The organism is Mycobacterium sherrisii, from assembly GCF_002102355.1.
Classification (GTDB): Bacteria; Actinomycetota; Actinomycetes; order Mycobacteriales; family Mycobacteriaceae; genus Mycobacterium; species Mycobacterium sherrisii.
The window spans coordinates 66,536-84,274 of the sequence record NZ_LQPT01000023.1 but is presented as its reverse complement, the minus strand read 5'-3'; the positions used below and the strand labels follow the sequence as shown (position 1 = coordinate 84,274).

The 17,739-nt window shown below is 67.1% G+C and carries 17 protein-coding genes; 7 read left to right on the top strand and 10 right to left on the bottom strand.

The window, feature by feature from the left end; genetic code table 11:
- Positions 1–97: 97 nt before the first annotated feature.
- Positions 98–712, bottom strand: a complete 615-nt coding sequence (locus tag AWC25_RS04305; protein ID WP_085166402.1) for a TetR/AcrR family transcriptional regulator — start codon at positions 710–712, stop codon at positions 98–100.
- Positions 713–780: 68 nt separating this feature from the next.
- Between AWC25_RS04305 and AWC25_RS04300 the strand changes: the two genes are divergently transcribed.
- The 3 genes from AWC25_RS04300 (at position 781) to fadD1 (ending at position 4,180) form a co-directional block, all read left to right on the top strand.
- Entirely contained in the window at positions 781–1,611 is an 831-nt protein-coding gene (locus tag AWC25_RS04300) for an alpha/beta fold hydrolase (protein ID WP_085166401.1), read from the top strand.
- A gap of 61 nt (positions 1,612–1,672) precedes the next feature.
- On the top strand, positions 1,673–2,434 hold the full coding sequence (locus tag AWC25_RS04295; RefSeq protein WP_142278690.1) for an SDR family NAD(P)-dependent oxidoreductase: 762 nt from the start codon (positions 1,673–1,675) through the stop codon (positions 2,432–2,434).
- A gap of 117 nt (positions 2,435–2,551) precedes the next feature.
- Entirely contained in the window at positions 2,552–4,180 is a 1,629-nt protein-coding gene (fadD1, locus tag AWC25_RS04290) for a fatty-acid--CoA ligase FadD1 (protein ID WP_069399388.1), read from the top strand.
- On the opposite strand, the gene AWC25_RS04285 is transcribed toward fadD1, so the two are convergent.
- The 6 genes from AWC25_RS04285 to AWC25_RS04260 are packed head-to-tail and all read right to left on the bottom strand — an operon-like array spanning position 4,125 to position 10,393.
- Entirely contained in the window at positions 4,125–4,772 is a 648-nt protein-coding gene (locus tag AWC25_RS04285) for a PadR family transcriptional regulator (RefSeq protein ID WP_069399387.1), read from the bottom strand. The genes fadD1 and AWC25_RS04285 overlap by 56 nt on opposite strands.
- 6 nt (positions 4,773–4,778) lie before the next feature.
- Positions 4,779–5,195 carry a Zn-ribbon domain-containing OB-fold protein gene (locus tag AWC25_RS04280; RefSeq protein WP_244899456.1) on the bottom strand — a complete coding sequence of 139 codons (417 nt, stop codon included), beginning with the start codon at positions 5,193–5,195 and terminating at the stop codon, positions 4,779–4,781.
- Complete coding sequence (locus AWC25_RS04275; protein ID WP_069399385.1) at positions 5,192–6,361, bottom strand: thiolase family protein; 1,170 nt, start codon at positions 6,359–6,361, stop codon at positions 5,192–5,194. Before AWC25_RS04275 ends, AWC25_RS04280 begins: the two co-directional genes overlap by 4 nt.
- Before the next feature lie 12 nt (positions 6,362–6,373).
- The gene (locus AWC25_RS04270) at positions 6,374–6,703 is read right to left on the bottom strand and encodes a hypothetical protein (protein ID WP_069399384.1); all 330 of its coding nucleotides are present in this window, start codon (positions 6,701–6,703) and stop codon (positions 6,374–6,376) included.
- A gap of 1 nt (position 6,704) precedes the next feature.
- Positions 6,705–9,035, bottom strand: a complete 2,331-nt coding sequence (locus tag AWC25_RS04265) for a CoA transferase (protein ID WP_142278685.1) — start codon at positions 9,033–9,035, stop codon at positions 6,705–6,707.
- A 2-nt stretch (positions 9,036–9,037) separates the two neighbouring features.
- The gene (locus AWC25_RS04260) at positions 9,038–10,393 is read right to left on the bottom strand and encodes an amidohydrolase family protein (RefSeq protein ID WP_069399382.1); all 1,356 of its coding nucleotides are present in this window, start codon (positions 10,391–10,393) and stop codon (positions 9,038–9,040) included.
- A gap of 214 nt (positions 10,394–10,607) precedes the next feature.
- Between AWC25_RS04260 and AWC25_RS04255 the strand changes: the two genes are divergently transcribed.
- Entirely contained in the window at positions 10,608–11,609 is a 1,002-nt protein-coding gene (locus tag AWC25_RS04255) for a LacI family DNA-binding transcriptional regulator (protein ID WP_142278684.1), read from the top strand.
- Positions 11,610–11,616: 7 nt separating this feature from the next.
- Here the strand turns inward: AWC25_RS04255 and AWC25_RS04250 are convergent, their stop codons facing one another.
- Positions 11,617–12,210, bottom strand: a complete 594-nt coding sequence (locus tag AWC25_RS04250; RefSeq protein ID WP_069399381.1) for a TetR family transcriptional regulator — start codon at positions 12,208–12,210, stop codon at positions 11,617–11,619.
- Between the two features lie 198 nt (positions 12,211–12,408).
- On the opposite strand from AWC25_RS04250, the gene AWC25_RS04245 reads away from it, so the two are divergent.
- From AWC25_RS04245 to AWC25_RS04235, 3 genes are all read left to right on the top strand, one after another.
- Entirely contained in the window at positions 12,409–13,734 is a 1,326-nt protein-coding gene (locus AWC25_RS04245) for an acetamidase/formamidase family protein (RefSeq protein WP_069399380.1), read from the top strand.
- 66 nt (positions 13,735–13,800) lie between these two features.
- Positions 13,801–14,922 carry a DUF1214 domain-containing protein gene (locus AWC25_RS04240; RefSeq protein ID WP_069399379.1) on the top strand — a complete coding sequence of 374 codons (1,122 nt, stop codon included), beginning with the start codon at positions 13,801–13,803 and terminating at the stop codon, positions 14,920–14,922.
- Positions 14,919–16,091 carry a sulfotransferase family protein gene (locus AWC25_RS04235; protein WP_069399378.1) on the top strand — a complete coding sequence of 391 codons (1,173 nt, stop codon included), beginning with the start codon at positions 14,919–14,921 and terminating at the stop codon, positions 16,089–16,091. The genes AWC25_RS04240 and AWC25_RS04235 overlap by 4 nt, the downstream gene beginning before the upstream one ends.
- An 18-nt stretch (positions 16,092–16,109) precedes the next feature.
- On the opposite strand, the gene AWC25_RS04230 is transcribed toward AWC25_RS04235, so the two are convergent.
- Positions 16,110–16,520, bottom strand: a complete 411-nt coding sequence (locus tag AWC25_RS04230; RefSeq protein ID WP_069399377.1) for a Zn-ribbon domain-containing OB-fold protein — start codon at positions 16,518–16,520, stop codon at positions 16,110–16,112.
- Between the two features lie 3 nt (positions 16,521–16,523).
- A complete protein-coding gene (locus tag AWC25_RS04225) occupies positions 16,524–17,732 on the bottom strand; it encodes a thiolase family protein (protein WP_069399376.1) in 1,209 nt (402 codons plus the stop codon).
- Positions 17,733–17,739 lie beyond the last annotated feature (7 nt).

Below are 17,739 nucleotides of genomic sequence, written 5' to 3'. Positions count from 1 at the left end.
TCCCGCACGGCCACGACGCACTGCGTCGCGTTCGCGGACCAGCAACCGAGTGCCGCTTTCACCCAGCAGTATGAGCGCCCAGGGGGCCGGTCTGAACTCAACGTGTCGGGTCGTGCAGCATGCCGTCGATCAACCGGTGCAGTACTTGGCGGGTGTCGCGCCGGGCCCGCTTCGGATCATCGGAAGTGGCGATGAACATGGCCGCCTCATCGAGTGCACCGATCAGCACCTGCGCCAGCGGTCGCACCGGTTGCCGCGCCAGTTGGCCCGCCTTGATCGCTTCGCTGAGCATCTGCTCGGTCATGCCCAGGCTGTAACGCTGGGCGACGTCGCGGAATCCGGCCCACCCCAGCACGCTGGGTGCGTCGAGCAGGATCAGCTGGCGCACCTCGGGATCGGCGGAGACGTCGAGCCACGCGTCGAGCGCGGCGCGGAGCACGTCAGCCGGTGTCGCCGCGTTCGATTCGGCCACCACGCCGGCCATCCGCGCCATCACGTCCTGTTCGACGACTTCGACGACATCCTTGAATAGCGCTGCCTTGTCGGCGAATTGGTGATACATCGCCCCGCGGGTAACGCCGGCGGTCAGCGCGATCTCGGGCGTGCCTACCTCCGCGTAGCCCCGCTCGCCCCACAGGCGACGGGCAGCCGCAATCAGCGCGTCGCGGGTCGCCGCGGAGCGCTCTACCTGAGTCCGTCTCTTGCTTTCCATACAACCTGTTGGTAACTTACGAACAGACAGCCTGTTTGTAACTATATATCCCGACGAAGGAGCCTTTCATGTCGACGATCGACATTAGTGCCGGAACCATCCATTACGAAGCAACCGGACCCGAAGACGGCAGGCCGGTCGTGTTCGTCCACGGCTACATGATGGGCGGACAATTGTGGCGCCCGGTCAGCGAACGCCTGGCCGACCGCGGCCTGCGATGCATCGCCCCCACCTGGCCGCTCGGTGCCCACCCACAACCGCTGCGCCCCGGCGCCGACCGCACCGTCGGCGGTGTCGCGCGCATCGTCGCCGACACGCTGGCCGCCCTGCGCCTCGATGATGTGGTGCTGGTCGGCAACGACACCGGCGGTGTGGTAACCCAACTGGTCGCGGTGCATCACCCGCAGCGCCTCGGTGCGCTCGTACTGACGAGTTGCGATGCGTTCGAACACTTTCCGCCGCCGATCCTCAAGCCGGTCATCCTGGCCGCCAAGGCGAAGACCACGTTCCGGGCCGTCGCCCAGGCCATGCGGGTGCCCGCGGCGCGCAAGCGCGCCTACGACGGACTCGCGCATCGCAACATCGACGACCTCACCGAGGCGTGGGTGCGTCCCGGTCTCGCCGACCGCGCCATCGCCGAGGACCTACGTCAACTGACCCTGTCGCTGCGTCCCGAGGTGACCCTGGACGTCGCCGCCCGGCTCCCTGAATTCGACAAGCCGGCACTCATCGCCTGGTCGCGCGACGACGTGTTCTTCGACCTCGCCTACGGTGAACGGCTGGCCGCGACCATTCCGCACGCCAAGCTCGAAGTCATCGACGGGGCGCGGACCTTCTCGATGCTGGACCGGCCGGACGCGCTCGCCGATCTGCTCTCGACGATCGCGGTGCACACCTAGCCAGCTTGTCCCGGGATAGTGAGCGTTGTGCCGGCCGTATACCGTTTCGGCCATGTCAGACGTGACGCAGCCGCTCGACGGTCGGCGAATCCTGGTGACCGGCGGCGCAACCGGAATCGGTGCGGCCGCCGTCGAAGTGCTCGCCGCAGCGGGCGCCGGGGTGGCCGCGACGTATCACCGGACGCCGCCGCCGGATGGCCTCGCGGCCACCTGGATCCAGTGCGACGTCCGTGACGCCGACGCCGTCACGGCCATGGTCCAGCACGCCGCCGCGCAGCTCGGCGGGCTCGACGTCCTGGTGAACGCGGCCGGGCTGTGGCAGGCGGGCATACCGGGATACGTCGGTGCCGAGGATATTTCGTTCCTGCTGGACACCAACGTCAAGGCCACCATCCTGACCAATCAGGCGGCCTACGCGGTCATGAAGGACCAAGAACCCAGGGGCGGCAGGATCATCAATTTCGGCTCCTCCGAAGCCGTTATGGGCAGCCCCATTTCGGCGGTCTACGCCGCGACCAAGGGCGCGGTGCAGGCGTGGACACGTTCGGCGGCCAAGGCCTGGGCGTCCGACGACATCACCGTCAACGCGCTGGCACCGGCCGTGCAGACACCGGGCGCCGACCGGCTGCGCGAGTTCCTCGGCCCGGACGCCGCCGCGCTCATCGACCAGCAGATGAAGATGATGATCCCGCTGGGCGGGACATTGGGCGAACCGGCCCGCGATGTCGGGCCGATGCTGGTCTTCCTGGCCGGACCGGGATCGGGCTTCATTACCGGCCAACTGCTGGCCGTCGACGGCGGCCTGATGATGGTGGGCGGCTAGCCACCCGGGCTTCCTCAACTCCGGCATGGCGACATCCGGATTTCCCGGCGGCGCCGACCGCTAAGATAAGACGGACCGTCTCGTCTCGTAGGTAACGCAGGGTGAAGGTGGATCTCGATGACTGACGACACCATGCAGGCGTTCCTGCGCCGCCGCCGGTCGGATCCGGCCGTCGCGGTGAAGCACCGTGACCTGCAATGGAGTTGGCGTCAGCACCTGGACCAGGCCGCGACCCGGGCCGCCGCCCTGATCGGCGCCGCGGACCCGGGGCGTCCCATGCACGTCGGCACGCTGCTCGGTAACTCACCCGAGATGCTCACCCAGATGGCGGCGGCCGGGTTGGGTGGCTACGTGTTGTGCGGGCTGAACACCACCCGCCGCGGTGCGGCACTGGCCGCCGACATCCGCCGGGCCGACTGCCAGTTCGTGGTGACCGACGCCGAACATCGTGAGCTGCTGGTGGGTCTGGACCTCGGCACTGCGCGGATCCTGGACACCTCCACGCCGCAGTGGCCCGAATTCCTCGCTGCCGCAGGGGAACTGGTGCCGTATCGTGAGGTTGCCGCCACGGACCCGTTCATGATGATCTTCACCTCGGGAACCAGCGGAAACCCCAAAGCGGTTCAGGTGTCGCACCTGATGGCCATGTTCGCCGGCACCAGCCTGGTGCAGCGGTTCGGCCTCACCGCCCGGGACACCTGCTATGTGTCGATGCCGCTGTTTCACTCCAACGCGGTCGTCGCGGGGTGGGCACCCGCGGTGTGTTCCGGCGCCGCGATGGTGCCGGCGAAGTTCTCGGCGACGAACTTCCTCGACGACGTCCGACGCTACGGTGCGACCTACATGAACTACGTCGGCAAGCCGCTCGCCTACATCCTGGCCACACCCGAACGCGACGACGACGCGGACAACCCGCTGCGGGTCGCATTCGGCAACGAGGCCAACGACAAGGACATCGAGGAGTTCGGTCGTCGATTCGGCGTGCGGGTGGAAGACGGCTTCGGCTCGACGGAGAACGCGGTGATCGTGATCCGCGAAGAGGGCACCCCCAAGGGCTCGATCGGCAGAGGCGTCGACGGCGTCGCGATCTATCACAGCGACACGGTCACCGAGTGCGCGGTGGCCCGCTTCGACGCCAGCGGTGCCCTGATCAACGCCGACGAGGCCGTCGGCGAGCTGGTCAACACGGCGGGATCGGGATTCTTCACCGGGTACTACAACGACCCCGCGGCCAACGCCGAGCGGATGCGCCACGGCATGTACTGGTCCGGCGACCTCGCCTACCGCGACGCGCAGGGCTGGATCTACTTGGCCGGGCGCACCGCCGACTGGATGCGGGTAGACGGCGAGAACATGGCGGCGGCACCGATCGAGCGAATTCTTTTGCGCCACAACGCGGTTAACCGCGTCGCGGTGTACGCCGTCCCGGACGGCCGGGTGGGCGATCAGGTGATGGCGGCCATCGTCGTCAACGACGGCCATACCCTCGAGCCCGCCGAGTTCGAAGCCTTCCTGAGCGCGCAGCCCGACCTGTCCCCCAAGGCGTGGCCCCGCTATGTGCGCCTGGCCGCCGACTTGCCCAGCACGGCCACCCACAAAGTGCTCAAGCGGCAGTTGATCGCCGAGGCCACGACGATCGGCGCCGGCGAACGCCTCTGGGTGCGAGAGCCGCGCGGCACCGCCTATGCCGCTAACCCCGGTGTTTACGACGGCGCATCTGTCCCTTCGTCCGGGGCACCCGTCTGACCGGGTCTCGGCTGGTGCCGCCGGCGATCTCGTCGCGCAGCTGTGCGATATTGGAGATCTCCGCGTACAACCCGCGGATGGCGTAGTCCAACACGGCAAACGAAAAGCGTTGTCCGGGTTCCTCGGTGATGCCGAGTTCGCGGGAACGCTGCCGCGACCAGAGCGCCTCGTCGAGCCGCGCCCGCGTCGCGTCGAGATGGCGGTCCAGGGTGTCGACGATGCGTTCCGGATCCTCGCCCCGTGCCAGCCAGGTGCGCAGAATCACGGGGTGCTTGATAACGACCTGTTCATCGCCCGGAAAGTGCTGCACCCACCGGCGCAGCGCATCCAGTCCGGGTTCGGTGGTTTCGTACAACGTGATCGCGCGCCTGCCGGACTGGGCACCGATCTCGCTGACCAGGCCGCGCGCCAACAGCCGATTCAGTTCGCGTCGCACATGACTGACCGACGGCGACCAGTAGAAGTGGCCGACCGACAGCTCGGCCCGCATCTTGATCTCCCCGGCGGTCAATTGTTCATCGTTGGCGGCCAGCACGCCCAGCACCAGGTAGGCCGTCGCCGGTAGGCCGTCGGTACTACGCCGAGGACTCACGGTGGACTACCTCGCGCTGGTGAAGCAGGGCAGCGTCAGATCCGGGCCGACGACGTGGAACCGTACCCGCACGCGCATACCGATCGCCAGCTCGTCGGCCGCCACGCCGACGATGTTGGTGAGCATCTGATACCCCTCGTCCAGGGTGATGATCGCCGGGGCGTAGGGCGGTTCGAATTCGGGCGTGACCGGCCGGTAAACCACTGTCCAGCTGTAGATTTCGCCGAGTCCGGCGCTGCGCGCCCAGTGCAGCCGGGTGGACAGACAGCCGCGGCAGTGCTCGGTCGGGGGGAAGTTGGCCTGCCCACACGCGCCGCAGTGTTGGTAGCGCAGTTCTTGCGCCTGACACCCTTGCCAGAACGGCACACTGAGCGGGCTGCTCGCGTGCGGCAGTGGACCGGTCTGCGGTCGCAAGAGCGTCACCGCGGCTCGTCTCCGAGCAGCAGCACGGTGGTGAACAGGGCACCGGCTCCCCCGTTGCTGCACAGCGCGATGTGTGCATCCCGGACCTGAAGCGGCCCCGCCTCACCGCGCAATTGCTGAACAGCCCGCACGGCCCGTTGCATCATCTGCGGGTTGGACCCGGCATGACTGAACGACATGGTTCCTCCATCGGTGGTGATCGGGTGGCTGCCACCGATCGCGATGTGACCGTCGGCGACGAACGGCCCGCCTTCGCCGTCGCCGCAGAACCCGAAAGCCTCCAGCTGACGAATGATCTCGAACGAGAACGGGTCGTAGAGTTCCAGCACGTCGACATCGTCGGGCCGAATTCCGGCGTGCCGGAACGCGCGTGCGGCCGCCCGTCTGCCGACGACGCCGTTCACATGGTCGCCCCGGCGGCCGGTGAGGTCCCAGGCAGGTGGGTGCTGATACGACGGGCCGTGGAAATCGGCGCCACTGCCCAGCACGTAGATGGGGCGGCGTGCCACGTCCCCCTTGTCCAAGACTTTGTCGATGTTGGCGACCACCAGCGCGCAACCGCCTTCGGAGGTGGTGGCGCAGTCGAGCAGGTGGAACGGATCGGCAATCGGGCGCGAGGCGGTGATGTCGTCGGGGGTGAACGGACCGCGTTGGTAGTACACCGCTTCGGGGTTCTGTGATCCGTTGTTGCGGATGGTCGCCGCCACCATGGACAACTGTTCGCGGGTGGTGCCATAGACGTGCATGTGCCGCCGCGCGATCAGTGCGAACTCCGCGGTGGTGAACATGCCCCAGGGCGCGACGAACTCGTTCTCGGGGCGGGTCCACGGCGCGGTGGCCTCGTGATCACGGTATTCGCCGGCTTGGGCGGCGACGAGCACCACGACGTCGGCCATCCCGTGTTCGATCGCGGTGACCGCCTCGGTGATCATCCCGACGCCGAAGGCCAGTCCCTGCCACGCCGGGCCGAGGCGCAGGTCATAGATCAACGCCGTCGAGTGTGGGCTTGCGCTGATCCCGTCGACGTCGTCGAGGGTGAGCCCGGCATCGTCGAGGGCACCCCGGATCGCCTGGACGGCCAGGCTTCGCGACGTCTCACCGTCCAGGCGCCGGCCCTGGCGGGTGTTGTGCACGCCGACGATCGCGGCGGTGCGGGTCGCGCTCACCCGTGCGGCTCTTCAGTTTTCATCTGCTACTACCCCTAGATAGGTGCCGAGTACCTCATAGTCCTTTCTGTCGCGAACGACGGTGCCGATCATCCTGGTGCGCGTGTCGGTGGCACGGGTTCCGGCGATGACCACGTCGATGCGCACGTCGACGGGCCGCGACGTTTGCGGGTCGGTGATCTCGACGACCATCGCCACCGCGCGCTCGCCCTCATCCCACTCGACGCGGGTGATGCGGTGCCGCGCGGTCAGTTCCATCACGACCGACTCGCGGCGCACCAGAAACCGCACCGGCGCGCACAATTCGCCGGCGCGCGGCGGTACGCACAGCGTGACCGCCATGTCACAAGCCTGCCGGTCGGTCACTGGTCGCGCCCGCCGCCCGCAACCGGGCCAGTTCGTCCGGGCCACGTCCCAGCACCTCGGCCAACACCTCGCGGGTGTGCTGCCCGTACCTCGGTGAGGCTCGGCGGATCCACCGTCGCGGCTTCCCGGCGAAGGTGAAAGGCATTCCGGTGCATAGGAATTCACCGACGACCGGATGGTCGACGGATTCCCAGAATCCCCGGGCGAGCAGGTGCGGGTCGCTCAGCAACGACGACGCGTCGGTCACCCGCGCGGCGGCCAGCTGTGCCGCCCGCAGGGCGCGAACCGCCTCGGCCGCCGGGCGGCGTGCGGTCCAGGCCGAGATCAGCTTGTCGATTTCGTCGACACGTTCGGCCCACCTCGCCGCGTCGCCGCCAATGTCTGGCTGGTTGAGGAGCCCGGCCAGGCCAGTGCGCGCGGCGTCGGTCAGCGCGGCCAGGGCGATCCACTCGTCTTCGCCCTGGCAGCGGTACAAACCCTGGGGCATTGCCCCCGGGCCTCGATTGCCCCGTCGGCACATGCGAATCCCGTTGCGGGAGTACTCCAGCAGCATTTCGGCCGCGACGTTGAGGGCCGACTCCACCATCGTGGACTCGACGTGCAGCCCGATGCCCTCCCGATCCCGGATGACCAGCGCCGCGATGGCCGCGAAGGCCGCGTGCAACCCGGCGAGGGGATCGCATACTCCGCGCGGAATGACCGGTGGGCCGTCGGCATGTCCGGTCATCCACGCCATACCGGTCGCCTGTTCCATCGTCTGTGCGAAACCCACTCGGTCTCGCCATGGACCGTCCAGGCCGAAGGCCGGCATCCGGACCATGACGGCGCGCGGATTCGCGGCGTGCACCGCGTCCCACTGCAACCCGAAATGCCGCATCACCCTGGGGGAAAAGTTCTCGATGACCAGATCGCTGGCACCGATCAGGTCTAGCGCGAGCGCGCGCCCGGCGTCGGTGCTGAGCTCGACGCTGATGCCGCGCTTGTTGTTGTTGCTGCACAAGAAGACCGGGCCCCATTCCCACCACTGGTCCCAGTCCGGAGGCCGGCCCGCGGAGAATCGCATGCCGTCGGGGCGGCGAACCCCTTCCAGCTTGATCACGTCGGCGCCGAGTGCGCCGAGAAATTGGGTGGCCACCGGGCCCGCCCAGAATGCGGTGAAGTCGGTGACCCTGATGTCGGAGAGCGGAAGTGCATCCGGGTCGGCGAGTTTCGGACCCTGCGGCCGTGCCGGCCACTGGACGCGACCGTTGTCGGCACCCGGCAGCGGTGGCCGTCCGGGCGCCCGGGTCACAATGGCCGCGCTGCGGTAGGGTACGCGCGGCTGCAGGACCCCGAGCTCGGACTCGACGAACACGCCGCGCTCGACGAAGTGGTCGACGGTGGGCAGGGTCGCGGGCATTCCGATGGGCGCCACCGGGATTCGGAAGGCCACCGCGAGATCGACGATCTCCTGTGTGGTCCTGGCTTCGGTCCACTGGGTGACCATGCTTAGGAACTCGTCGCGACGCTCGACGCGGCCGGTGAACGAGGCCAGGTCGGCATCGTCGATCAGGTCGGCACGGTCGATCATGACCAGGAAGTCCTGGAACTGCTGGGCGGTGATCGTGCAGAAACCCACCAGGCCGTCGGCCGTCGGGACGATCGACGGTAGTTCCAAACTGCGTTGCCGCAGCAGCGAATCCGCGCCCAGGACGCTGGCCGACATGGCGGACAGCCCGCCCATCGCGATCGCCATCGCCTCGTAGGTGGAGACGTCGATGACCTCGCCCGGACCGCCGCGGACGCTGTGCCGGGCCGCGGCCACAGCGACGGCTGCGGCGAACGAGCCCGCCAGCCACTCCCCGAGCTGACCGCCCGCCTGCACCGGCTCGTCGCCCGGCCAGCCGCGCCCGGCCGTCGAGCCGCACATCGCTTGCAGGATGAACTCATTGGCGACGACGCGGTCGTCGACATAGGGTCCCGCGGTCCCGAACGGGGTGACGCTGACGACCACCGCCGACGGGCCGGTGTGCGCCGTGATGTCGCCGAGCGTCCAGCCGTCGGTCAGGTCGGTGAGCACGATGTCGGCGCCGGCCAGCAGCGCGGCCGCTGCCGCGGGATCGTTGACCGATCTCTTGCCCGCGGCCAGGTATTCGAACAGGGCCCCGGGCGGCCCGCCGGCCGATCGGGATCGCAGTGAATCGCCTTGCGCGGATTCAAATTTCACCACCTCGGCGCCGCCGTCGGCGAACATCTTCGCGGCGTAGGACACGGCGATCCCGTTGGACAGCTCCAGCACCCGCCAGGTGTCGAACGGTGCGTGCGCCACGCTCAGTTGCCCAGCGTCGTCGCGCGGCCGGCGATCCCGGACGCCTCGGCGGTCACCGGCGTCTGCGCCGCGGCCTGGGCCTGCAGGGCAAATTGCGTCATCCGGGTCCACGCGTCGCGGTCGCGCTGGCTGGCTTGCCGGCCGACGTGGGTGACCACGTCGACGTCGGTGGCCTGCGCGCGCAGCCGGCCGACCCGGGCGTGTTCCTTCGGTATGTGCCGGAAGGGGTCGAATGAGTATGCCGCCATGGCATTTTCGTGGGTGATCTTGTTGATGGTCGCGTCGTCGAGGTGGCCCATGTTGGCGATGATGTCCTCGGGCGCGAACGGCCAGTTGCTGTCGGAATGCGGAAAGTCCGATTCCCAGCACAGCATGTCCTCGTTGAACCACTCCATGTTGCGCACACCGACTTTGTCGCTGATGAAGCAGGTGAAGAAATGCCGCTTGAACACGTCCGCGGGACCGTCATAGCCCGGCGGAAAGGTCGCGAGCGTCCACCCCGAGTGCCGGTGGTAGACATGCTCGGCCCGCCACAGGAAATAAGGGATCCAGCCGACGTCGCCCTCGGTCAGCGAGAATTTCAGGTCGGGGAAGTCGGCCCAGAACTCGGCCCAGATCAGCTCGGTGAAGGTGAACATGCTCATCATCGACGATGCCGTCATCTGCACGCTGGGTGGCGCGTCGGTGGACACCTGCGGGGATCGGGATGCCGACCCGACATGCGTACACAACACCGTCTTGTTCTCGCAGACCGCCTCGAACAGCGGATACCAATACTTGGTGTGAATGCTGGGCATTTGCAATGCTTCCGGATTCTCCGAGAACGTCACGGCATGACAGCCCTTGTCGGCCAGCCGCTTGACTTCCCTGGCCGCCTCGGCGACGTCGAACAACGGCAGAATGCCGCACGGAATGAACCGGCCCGGGTAGGCGGCACACCATTCGTCGACGTGCCAATCGTTGTATGCCTTGATCATCACCAGGTTGACGTCGCGGTCGGGACCCTGGTTGAGGACTTGCCCGGAGAACCCGGTGAAGTTCGGGAAATTCAGGCCCGCCAATTGTCCGCCGGCATTCATGTCCCGGACACGCTCGTCGACGTTGAAGCAGCCCGGCCGCATCTCGTCGTAGCGCGAGGCGTCGATGTTGTACATCTCGCGCGGCTTGCCCGCGACCGCGTTGAGGCCCATGTTCCGCCCCCGCAGCTGGCCGTAGTACCACTGCTGGATACCGTCCGGTTCGAGGACCACCTGGGGGGCGAGGTGCTTGTACTTGGCGGGCACGTGCGCATCGAACATGTCCGCCGGTTCGGCGATGTGGTCATCCACACTGATCAGGATCAGATCGTCTTTGTCCATGCCACACTTCCCTCGCTACAGCGACTAGTAGACAATGATCTTCCCGCACCCGTCAATGCCGTCCGGCGGACCGAATCCGTAATCACCGCCCAATTTGCCGGCCGCGATTCAATTGATGCTGTGGACTATTAGTCCATAGAAATGGGCGGTGCAATCCGGGCGGATATTTGCCGGATCTCGCGTAATCGGTCGTCGCCGCGTGCCACCATGAGGCATGACCGGCCCGGAAGGTGACGCGATGACCGCGGATAAGCCGGCGCGGCCCACCAACGCCGATGTTGCGCGGTTGGCCAGCGTGTCAACGGCGACGGTCAGTTATGTATTGAACAACGCCGAGGGTCGTCGCATCTCGGCCCGCACCCGCGAGGCGGTCCACCGTGCCGCCGACCTGCTTGGCTACCGACCCAATCTCGCCGCGCGCAACCTCGCGCGGGGGCGCAGTGGTGTGGTCCTCTACGTGGTGCCCCAGGTCGCGGTGGGCGAGCTGCCGATGCTGGCCGGCAGCCGGATGACCACCGAACTGGCCCGACGCGGTCTGCTACAGGTGCAGGTCTTCGAGACCGACGACGATCAGCATGTCGTCGACGCGATCGAGAACCTCGATCCGGTGGCGGTGATCAGCCTGTTTCCGCTGAGCGTCGCCGCCTCGAACGTGGTGCGGTCCGCGGGCATCCCGACCATCGAGATAGGCACCCTGCCCGCCCTCGGCGATCCGCGCCGGTCCATCGGAGAGCTACGGATCGCGCACCTGGTCTCCCGCGGCCACCGACGGATCGCGTTCGCCTACACCGCGATTCAGCGATGGCGGCAATTGGGCGACTACTGGTACCACGGCCTGTTGCGCGCCGCGAAAGCGCGCGACCTGCCGCCGTTGGCCGTGGGCGAGGTGACGGTGGACAACGCCGCAGACATGGTGCGGGAGTGGGTGGGCGCCGGGGTGACGGCGGTGTGCGCCCAAAGCGACGACATCGCCTGCCTTGTGCTGCACGGGATTCACGAAGCGGGACTGCGCTGCCCGCGCGATCTTGCGGTCATCGGCGTGGACGCCAGCCCCATGGGGTTGGTGAGCAGTCCGCCGTTGACCACGGTGCAGTTCGACCCGCGCGCCGTCGCCGACATCGCCCTTGCGGCACTCTTCGAACGGATCGGGTATCGCGGCGCGCCATGCGGCGAACCGACGGATATCGGTCGCCTGATCGTGCGGGCCTCGACCTGACCAACAGCTAGTCGACGGTGATTGCCGCCAATCCGCGGCGCACCCGATCGGGTAACGATCCCCCGTCGCGCAACCAGTCGTCGAGCGCGAGGCGCACCGCCGCCATGGCCAGCGCCCCGATCAATCGTGGCCGCGGATCATGTTGTGCCACACCGAGCATTCGCGGCGCAATGAGCTCAGCGATCGCCGCCTCGTAGCGCACATAGATGCGTAGCGTCCACGCGTCGAGGGTCTCCGAGGAGCGAGTCAGGGTGGCCAACTCGCGCACCTGTTGCTCGATCTCGCCGAACTCCCGCCCGAGGTCACCGAAAGCGCCCGCGACGGCTTCCACCGCGCTCAATCCCGGGGGTTGGGCAGCCAGCGCGGCGGTGATCCGGTCCAGCCAGTGCTTGTTCATCCCCTCGGCGACGGCGTCTTCCTTCGAATTGAAGTAACGAAAGAACGTCGCCCGGCTGATCGCGGCCGTTTCTGCGATGTGATCCACGGTCGCACCGGCCAGGCCGCGACTGAGCACCAGCTGAGCGGCGGCCTGCGCGATGCGTTGTCGCGTCGCGGTCCGTTTTCGTCCCGCGACGGACATCGACGTGGCTGACACAGACATCTGCCCACCATATCCGTGCCGGCCGGACCCGCACCCGAGTCCGCGAATTCGGCTCGCCGCCGGCCGAACTCGAATGTAATGTGCGCCACCATCAGGAAATCGAATGGCGCTCATCACGAATTCCTATTGGCTCTGCCGATTCATGACTGCAAGGCTCCGTGGAGCACGCCGAGTGATTGGACAAGCCGGAGATCGTCAATGGACCAGAGTTTTGCACAGAGCGCACACGACACCGTCGTCGCGGGAGTCGGCCGGCCCGATTTCGACCATGCCGTTGCGGCCCTGCGTCGCGGCGTCGGCGTGGTCGGTGAAGCCGGGCCAGCGGTGGCCGGTTCGGGTGCCGTCCGGGTATTGCAGCCGGGCCAGGGAACGATCGCGGGGCAGCATTATTTGCAGTCCACCCCGGACCAGGTGCTGTGGGGTTACGTCCCGAACGTGCATGCCACCCCGGTACTGCAGATGAAGTCCGGCGAAACCATCACCATCGACGCGGTTTCCCATGAGGGCATCCTCGAGGATCAGGGCCGCGATCCCGTCGCGTACTTCGGCGCAAAGGGTGTGCCGCAGACCGACGTCCTGGCCGACGCCATCGCTATCGCAGGCGAATATCGGCGCACGCTAAGGGATTTTGACAGAGACGGGCCCCACGTGGTGACCGGTCCAGTGTTCGTCGAGAGTGCCCAACCCGGAGATGTGCTCAAGATCGAGACCCTGGAGGCGACACCGCGGGTGCCCTACGGTGTCGTCTCGAGTCGGCACGGTAAGGGTGCTTTGGCCCAGACCGCCGAGGGCAGGGCCCCCGCGGGCATCACCCTCGACGAGGTCATGCCCCCGGTGAGTCAGGACCATCGCCCCAACCCGGACCCCGCGAACTACGGCCACGTCTGCACCTTCACCGCCATCGAAAACGGTCGTGGCGTCATGCGCTACCGGAACACCGCAGTCCGATTCCCGCTCAATCCGTTCATGGGCATGATGGGTGTCGCGTTCTCACAGGATTCCGATCTCACTGCGGCGAGCGCCAATTCGGTGCCGCCCACGCTGGGCGGCGGCAACATCGACATTCGATTGCTCAACGTCGGCTCGACCTTCTACCTTCCCGTGTTCGCCGAGGGCGCGCTGTTCTATGTCGGCGACCCGCACCACGCGATGGGCGACGGTGAGGTCGCTCTGACGGCGATGGAGGGATCGCTGCGCGGCACCTTCCGGCTCACCGTGTGCAAGCCGGGATCCGGCGATGCCCCGTCGGTGGCCTATCGCTACCCCTTCGGCGAAACCGCCGATCTCTGGGTGCCGATCGGGCTCTCCAGCCCCGACGCCGGGCGGGACGGGCAGCCCGCCGATCTCGACGTGGCGATGCGCCGAGCGGTCGTCAATGCGCTGGACTTCCTGGAGACCGACAAGGGCATGGATCGCGCGACGGCATATGCGTACCTGTCCGCCGCCGCGGACTTCACCGTCTCCCAGGTCGTCGACCGCACGGTCGGTGTGCACGGGCAGATCGCCAAGTCACACTTCGAGTGATCGCAAGCCCCGACGGGATTCGATCAAAACGACGTGTGCGGACCGCCCCGGCCCTAGCATGAGACTATGTCTCAAAATCTGGCGGCGGCATCCTCGGGTGACCTAGCGCCGCAGTCGCGCGCCGCCTGGCAGTTTTTCCAGCAGATGATCAGCGACGTCACCAAGATCGTGACCGAGGATGCCGAATCCGAGCGTGAGCTGCTCGAGGGCCTGCGGGTGATCGCCCGGGTCTCGTCGCTGTGTTCCCAGATGGCCGTGGAGGCCGACACCGCCCGGCCGGCGTTTTTCGACATGTGCTCGGACACCAGGATGATCGGGGGGCCCAACCCCGACGGCAATTACTTCCTGGCGATGATCCGCGGTGACCGCCGCTACCGGATCACCGGGACCCGCGGCACGACCGCCTATCTCGGGTTTCAGATCCTGGCCGGCACCGGTCTGACTCCCCGGCGGATGTCGAACTATGTCGGCGACGCCAACCTCGAGCTGGACTCCGGCCGATTCGCGCTGGTGCTCTCGCCCGACGAACCGGTCGATCGCCCGGATCTGCAAGGCGCGCAATGGGTCCAGATTCCCGACGACGCGTCCTCGGTCGTGGTTCGCGAGTACATCGGCGATCGCGACACCGAACATCCGGCCACCCTGCGGATCGAGGCACTCGATCCCGACCCGGTCGTGGTGCTCGGCGACGGCGAGCTTGCCGAGCAGTTCACCGCAATGGCGTGGTCCCTGATGAAACTCACCACGCTGCACCGCTGGATCAAGCCCGAATTGCTGCAGACACCCAACACGTTGCTCACCGCCGAGGCGGCCGATCTCGGGGCGGCCGACACCACACCGGACAATCTGTACATGTTGGGCACATTTCGGCTCGAGCCCCATCAAGCGCTGGTCCTCGACATTGCGCCGCCGGACACCCGGTACTGGAACGTCACGCTGGAAAGCATCTGGCACGAGTGTCTGGAGCCGCGCCGGCGACACAGCTCGGTGACCAATCGCGCCGTACGGCCGGACGCCGACGGTCGCGTGCAGATCGCGATCTCCGCGCAGGACTTCGGGTTTGGGCACTGGTTGGACACCGGCGGTCGGCACCGCGGGTTTGTGGTGGTGCGCTGGCTGGACAACCCCAGCCCGCCCGATGTCGCGGTCACGGTGCGCAGCGCCCGCGTGGGCGGCGCACCCGCATGACCCTCGAGCAACGATTCGACCCGGACGCCCTCGTGGCGCTCGCCTGCGAGCAGGCCGACAGCGACGACTTCGGCGAGCCGGGGTGGCGGCCCGGACTGGAGCGGGTGGCCGACGGTTTGATCAACGAGGCGCGGCTGTCGCCGATCGGTGTGGAGATCGCGCATCTGGATCTCCTCCGCGCCTTGGCGAACCGGCTCGGGGTGATCGCGTGGCGCAAGGAGCATCCCGAGATCGCGGCCAAGCCAATCACATCGCCGATCTTCATCGTCGGTCAGCCCCGCACCGGGACGACGATCCTCTACGACCTGCTGGCCCAGGACCCCGACCTGCGCGCCCCGCTGACGTGGGAGGTCGACGCGCCCTGTCCGGTGCCGCAGCCCGAGACTTATCACACCGATCCACGCATTGCGCAGGCCCAGGCCAGCATCGAGATGTCCGAGCAGATCATCCCCGGATTCTTGAAGTTTCATCCGATGGGAGCTCTGGTGGGCCAGGAGTGTGTCCGCATCACGGCCAGCGAATTCACCAGCATGATCTTCTCGGTGCAGTACCGGCTGCCGAGCTACTATCGCTGGCTGCTGTACGACGCGGACCACACCGGCGCCTACTGTTTCCATCGGATCTTTTTGCAGCACTTGCAATCCGGTGTTCCGGGGCAATGGCTGCTGAAATCACCGGCACATCTATGGCAGCTCGACAAACTGATCGCCGAATACCCGGACGCGTTGATCGTGCAGACGCATCGCGATCCGCTCAACGTCATCTCGTCGATCGCCGCCCTGACCCATCACTTGCGGCGGATGGGCAGCGACGAGTCGAACATCGCCGAATGCGCGGCGCAGTCCTATGAGGAGATCGTCGTGGGGCTGGAACGCGGAATGGCGTGGCGCGACAGCGCGGTGGTGCCCGCCGACCGGATGATCGACGTTCAGTTCGCTGATTTCATGCAGAACCCGTGGACCACGATCGGTGGGATCTACCGCAAGCTGGGCCGCGAGTTGCGTCCGGAAACGGAGCAGAAGATGCGCGACTTTCTGGCCGCCCACCCCGGCGACGGCGGACGCGGGCGCTACACCTGGTCGGACACCGGCCTGGATGCCGGTGAGGTACGCGAGCGAGTGCGCGCCTACCAGGAGCGCTACGGGGTGCCGACCGAGGAGTTGCGGTAGCCGCCGGCCCGGTGATCGTTACCGGGCGGGCGCGTAGCGCAGCATCGTCACGTCGTGTTCGGGATAGTCGAAGAACACCGGGCGTACCCGCATGCCGACACGAAGGTCGTCCGGGTCGACGTTGACCATCTCGGTGGAAAACCTTGGCCCCTCGTCCCATTCGACGATCGCCAACAGCTGGGGAACGGCGTTGGCGAAGTGCGGGCTGACCGGCCGGCGCGCCACCGTGAACGAATACAGCGTTCCCAGCCCCGATATTTCGCGCCACTGCAGGTCGTCGGCCAACGTGCGCGGGGCGCGTACCCGGGGATAGAAGACGTAGGAGTCCGACGACGGCGAATACTGGATGACGATGCGATGCTGCGCCAGCGCATCCCAAAACGGCGCGGTGGTAGGCGTTTTGACGGGCATCGGGCGCTCGAAGTTCATCGGTCAGTCTCCCTGCAGGATGAGGGCCGTCTGCTCGGACAGGATGCCACCGTTGCCGGACACAAAGGCACGGTTGCAGTCGGCAACCTGCGCCGCGCCGGCGCGGCCCATGATCTGGCGGGTGGCATCACACACGTGGTGCATCCCGCCCGCGAGTCCCGCTTGACCGAAACCCAGCTGACCGCCGGCGGTGTTGAGGGGAAAGTCGCCCCGGAAGGTCAGGTCGTGGTTGGCGACGAATTCCATACCGGTGCCCTTCTCGCAGAACCCGGCGTCCTCCAGCGACAGCAGCACGGTGATCGTGTAGCAGTCGTAGATCGAGACCATGTCCATCTGGTCACGGGTCAGCCCGGTCATGGCGAAGGCGGTGTCGGCGGCGGCCGCGATGGGTGTGGCCAGCAGGTCTTCGGCATAGGTGGGTGTCTTGAACGGGACGTGTTCGCCAAAACCCTTGATCCACACCGGCCGATGGCGGGATCGGCCGGCCAGCTCGGCGTTGGCGACCACCACCGCGGCGCCGCCGACGCACGGCATGACGATCTCCAGCATGTGCAGCGGGTCGGCGATCACCGGGCTGTCCAGCACGTCCTCGACGCGCAGCGGCTTGTCTTTCCAGATCGCGCCGTCGGTGTGGTTTGCGTTGGTACGCGTATCGACGACCATCTTGGCCATCGCCCGTTCGTCGTACCCGTAGATCGCCGCATACCGCTGCGCCACCTGGCCGTACGGCCCATTCTGGCCGAGGTTGCCGTAAGGGATTTCGAATTCTGCTTGCGGCGAACCATATTGGTTGCTCGACGAACCGAAGAACATCGCGTCGACCATCGGGCGTGGCTTCTTCTTCGACGACGGTGTGATGTAGCGGGCCGGCAACGCGCACAGCACGGCGTCACAGATCCCGAGCTCGACCGCCGCGGCCGCCCGCCACACCATCGCCGCGGCGCTGGCTCCGCCGAGATCCACATGCTCAGCGAATCTCGCCCCCACGCCCAGGTATTCGGCGATGGTGGACGGAACGAAAATCTCCGACTCGGCCAGGTGCGAGGCGACGATGCCGTTGACGACATCGCCCGGCAGCCCGGCATCGTCCAGCGCGGCCGCGGACAGCTCGGCCCATTGTTCGAGGACGAAGGGCGCCGGCGAGGCCTTGCTCAGCGGTTCCGGCGGCAGCTCGACATATCCGACGATTGCGGCCTCTCCGCGTAATCCCATGGCGCGT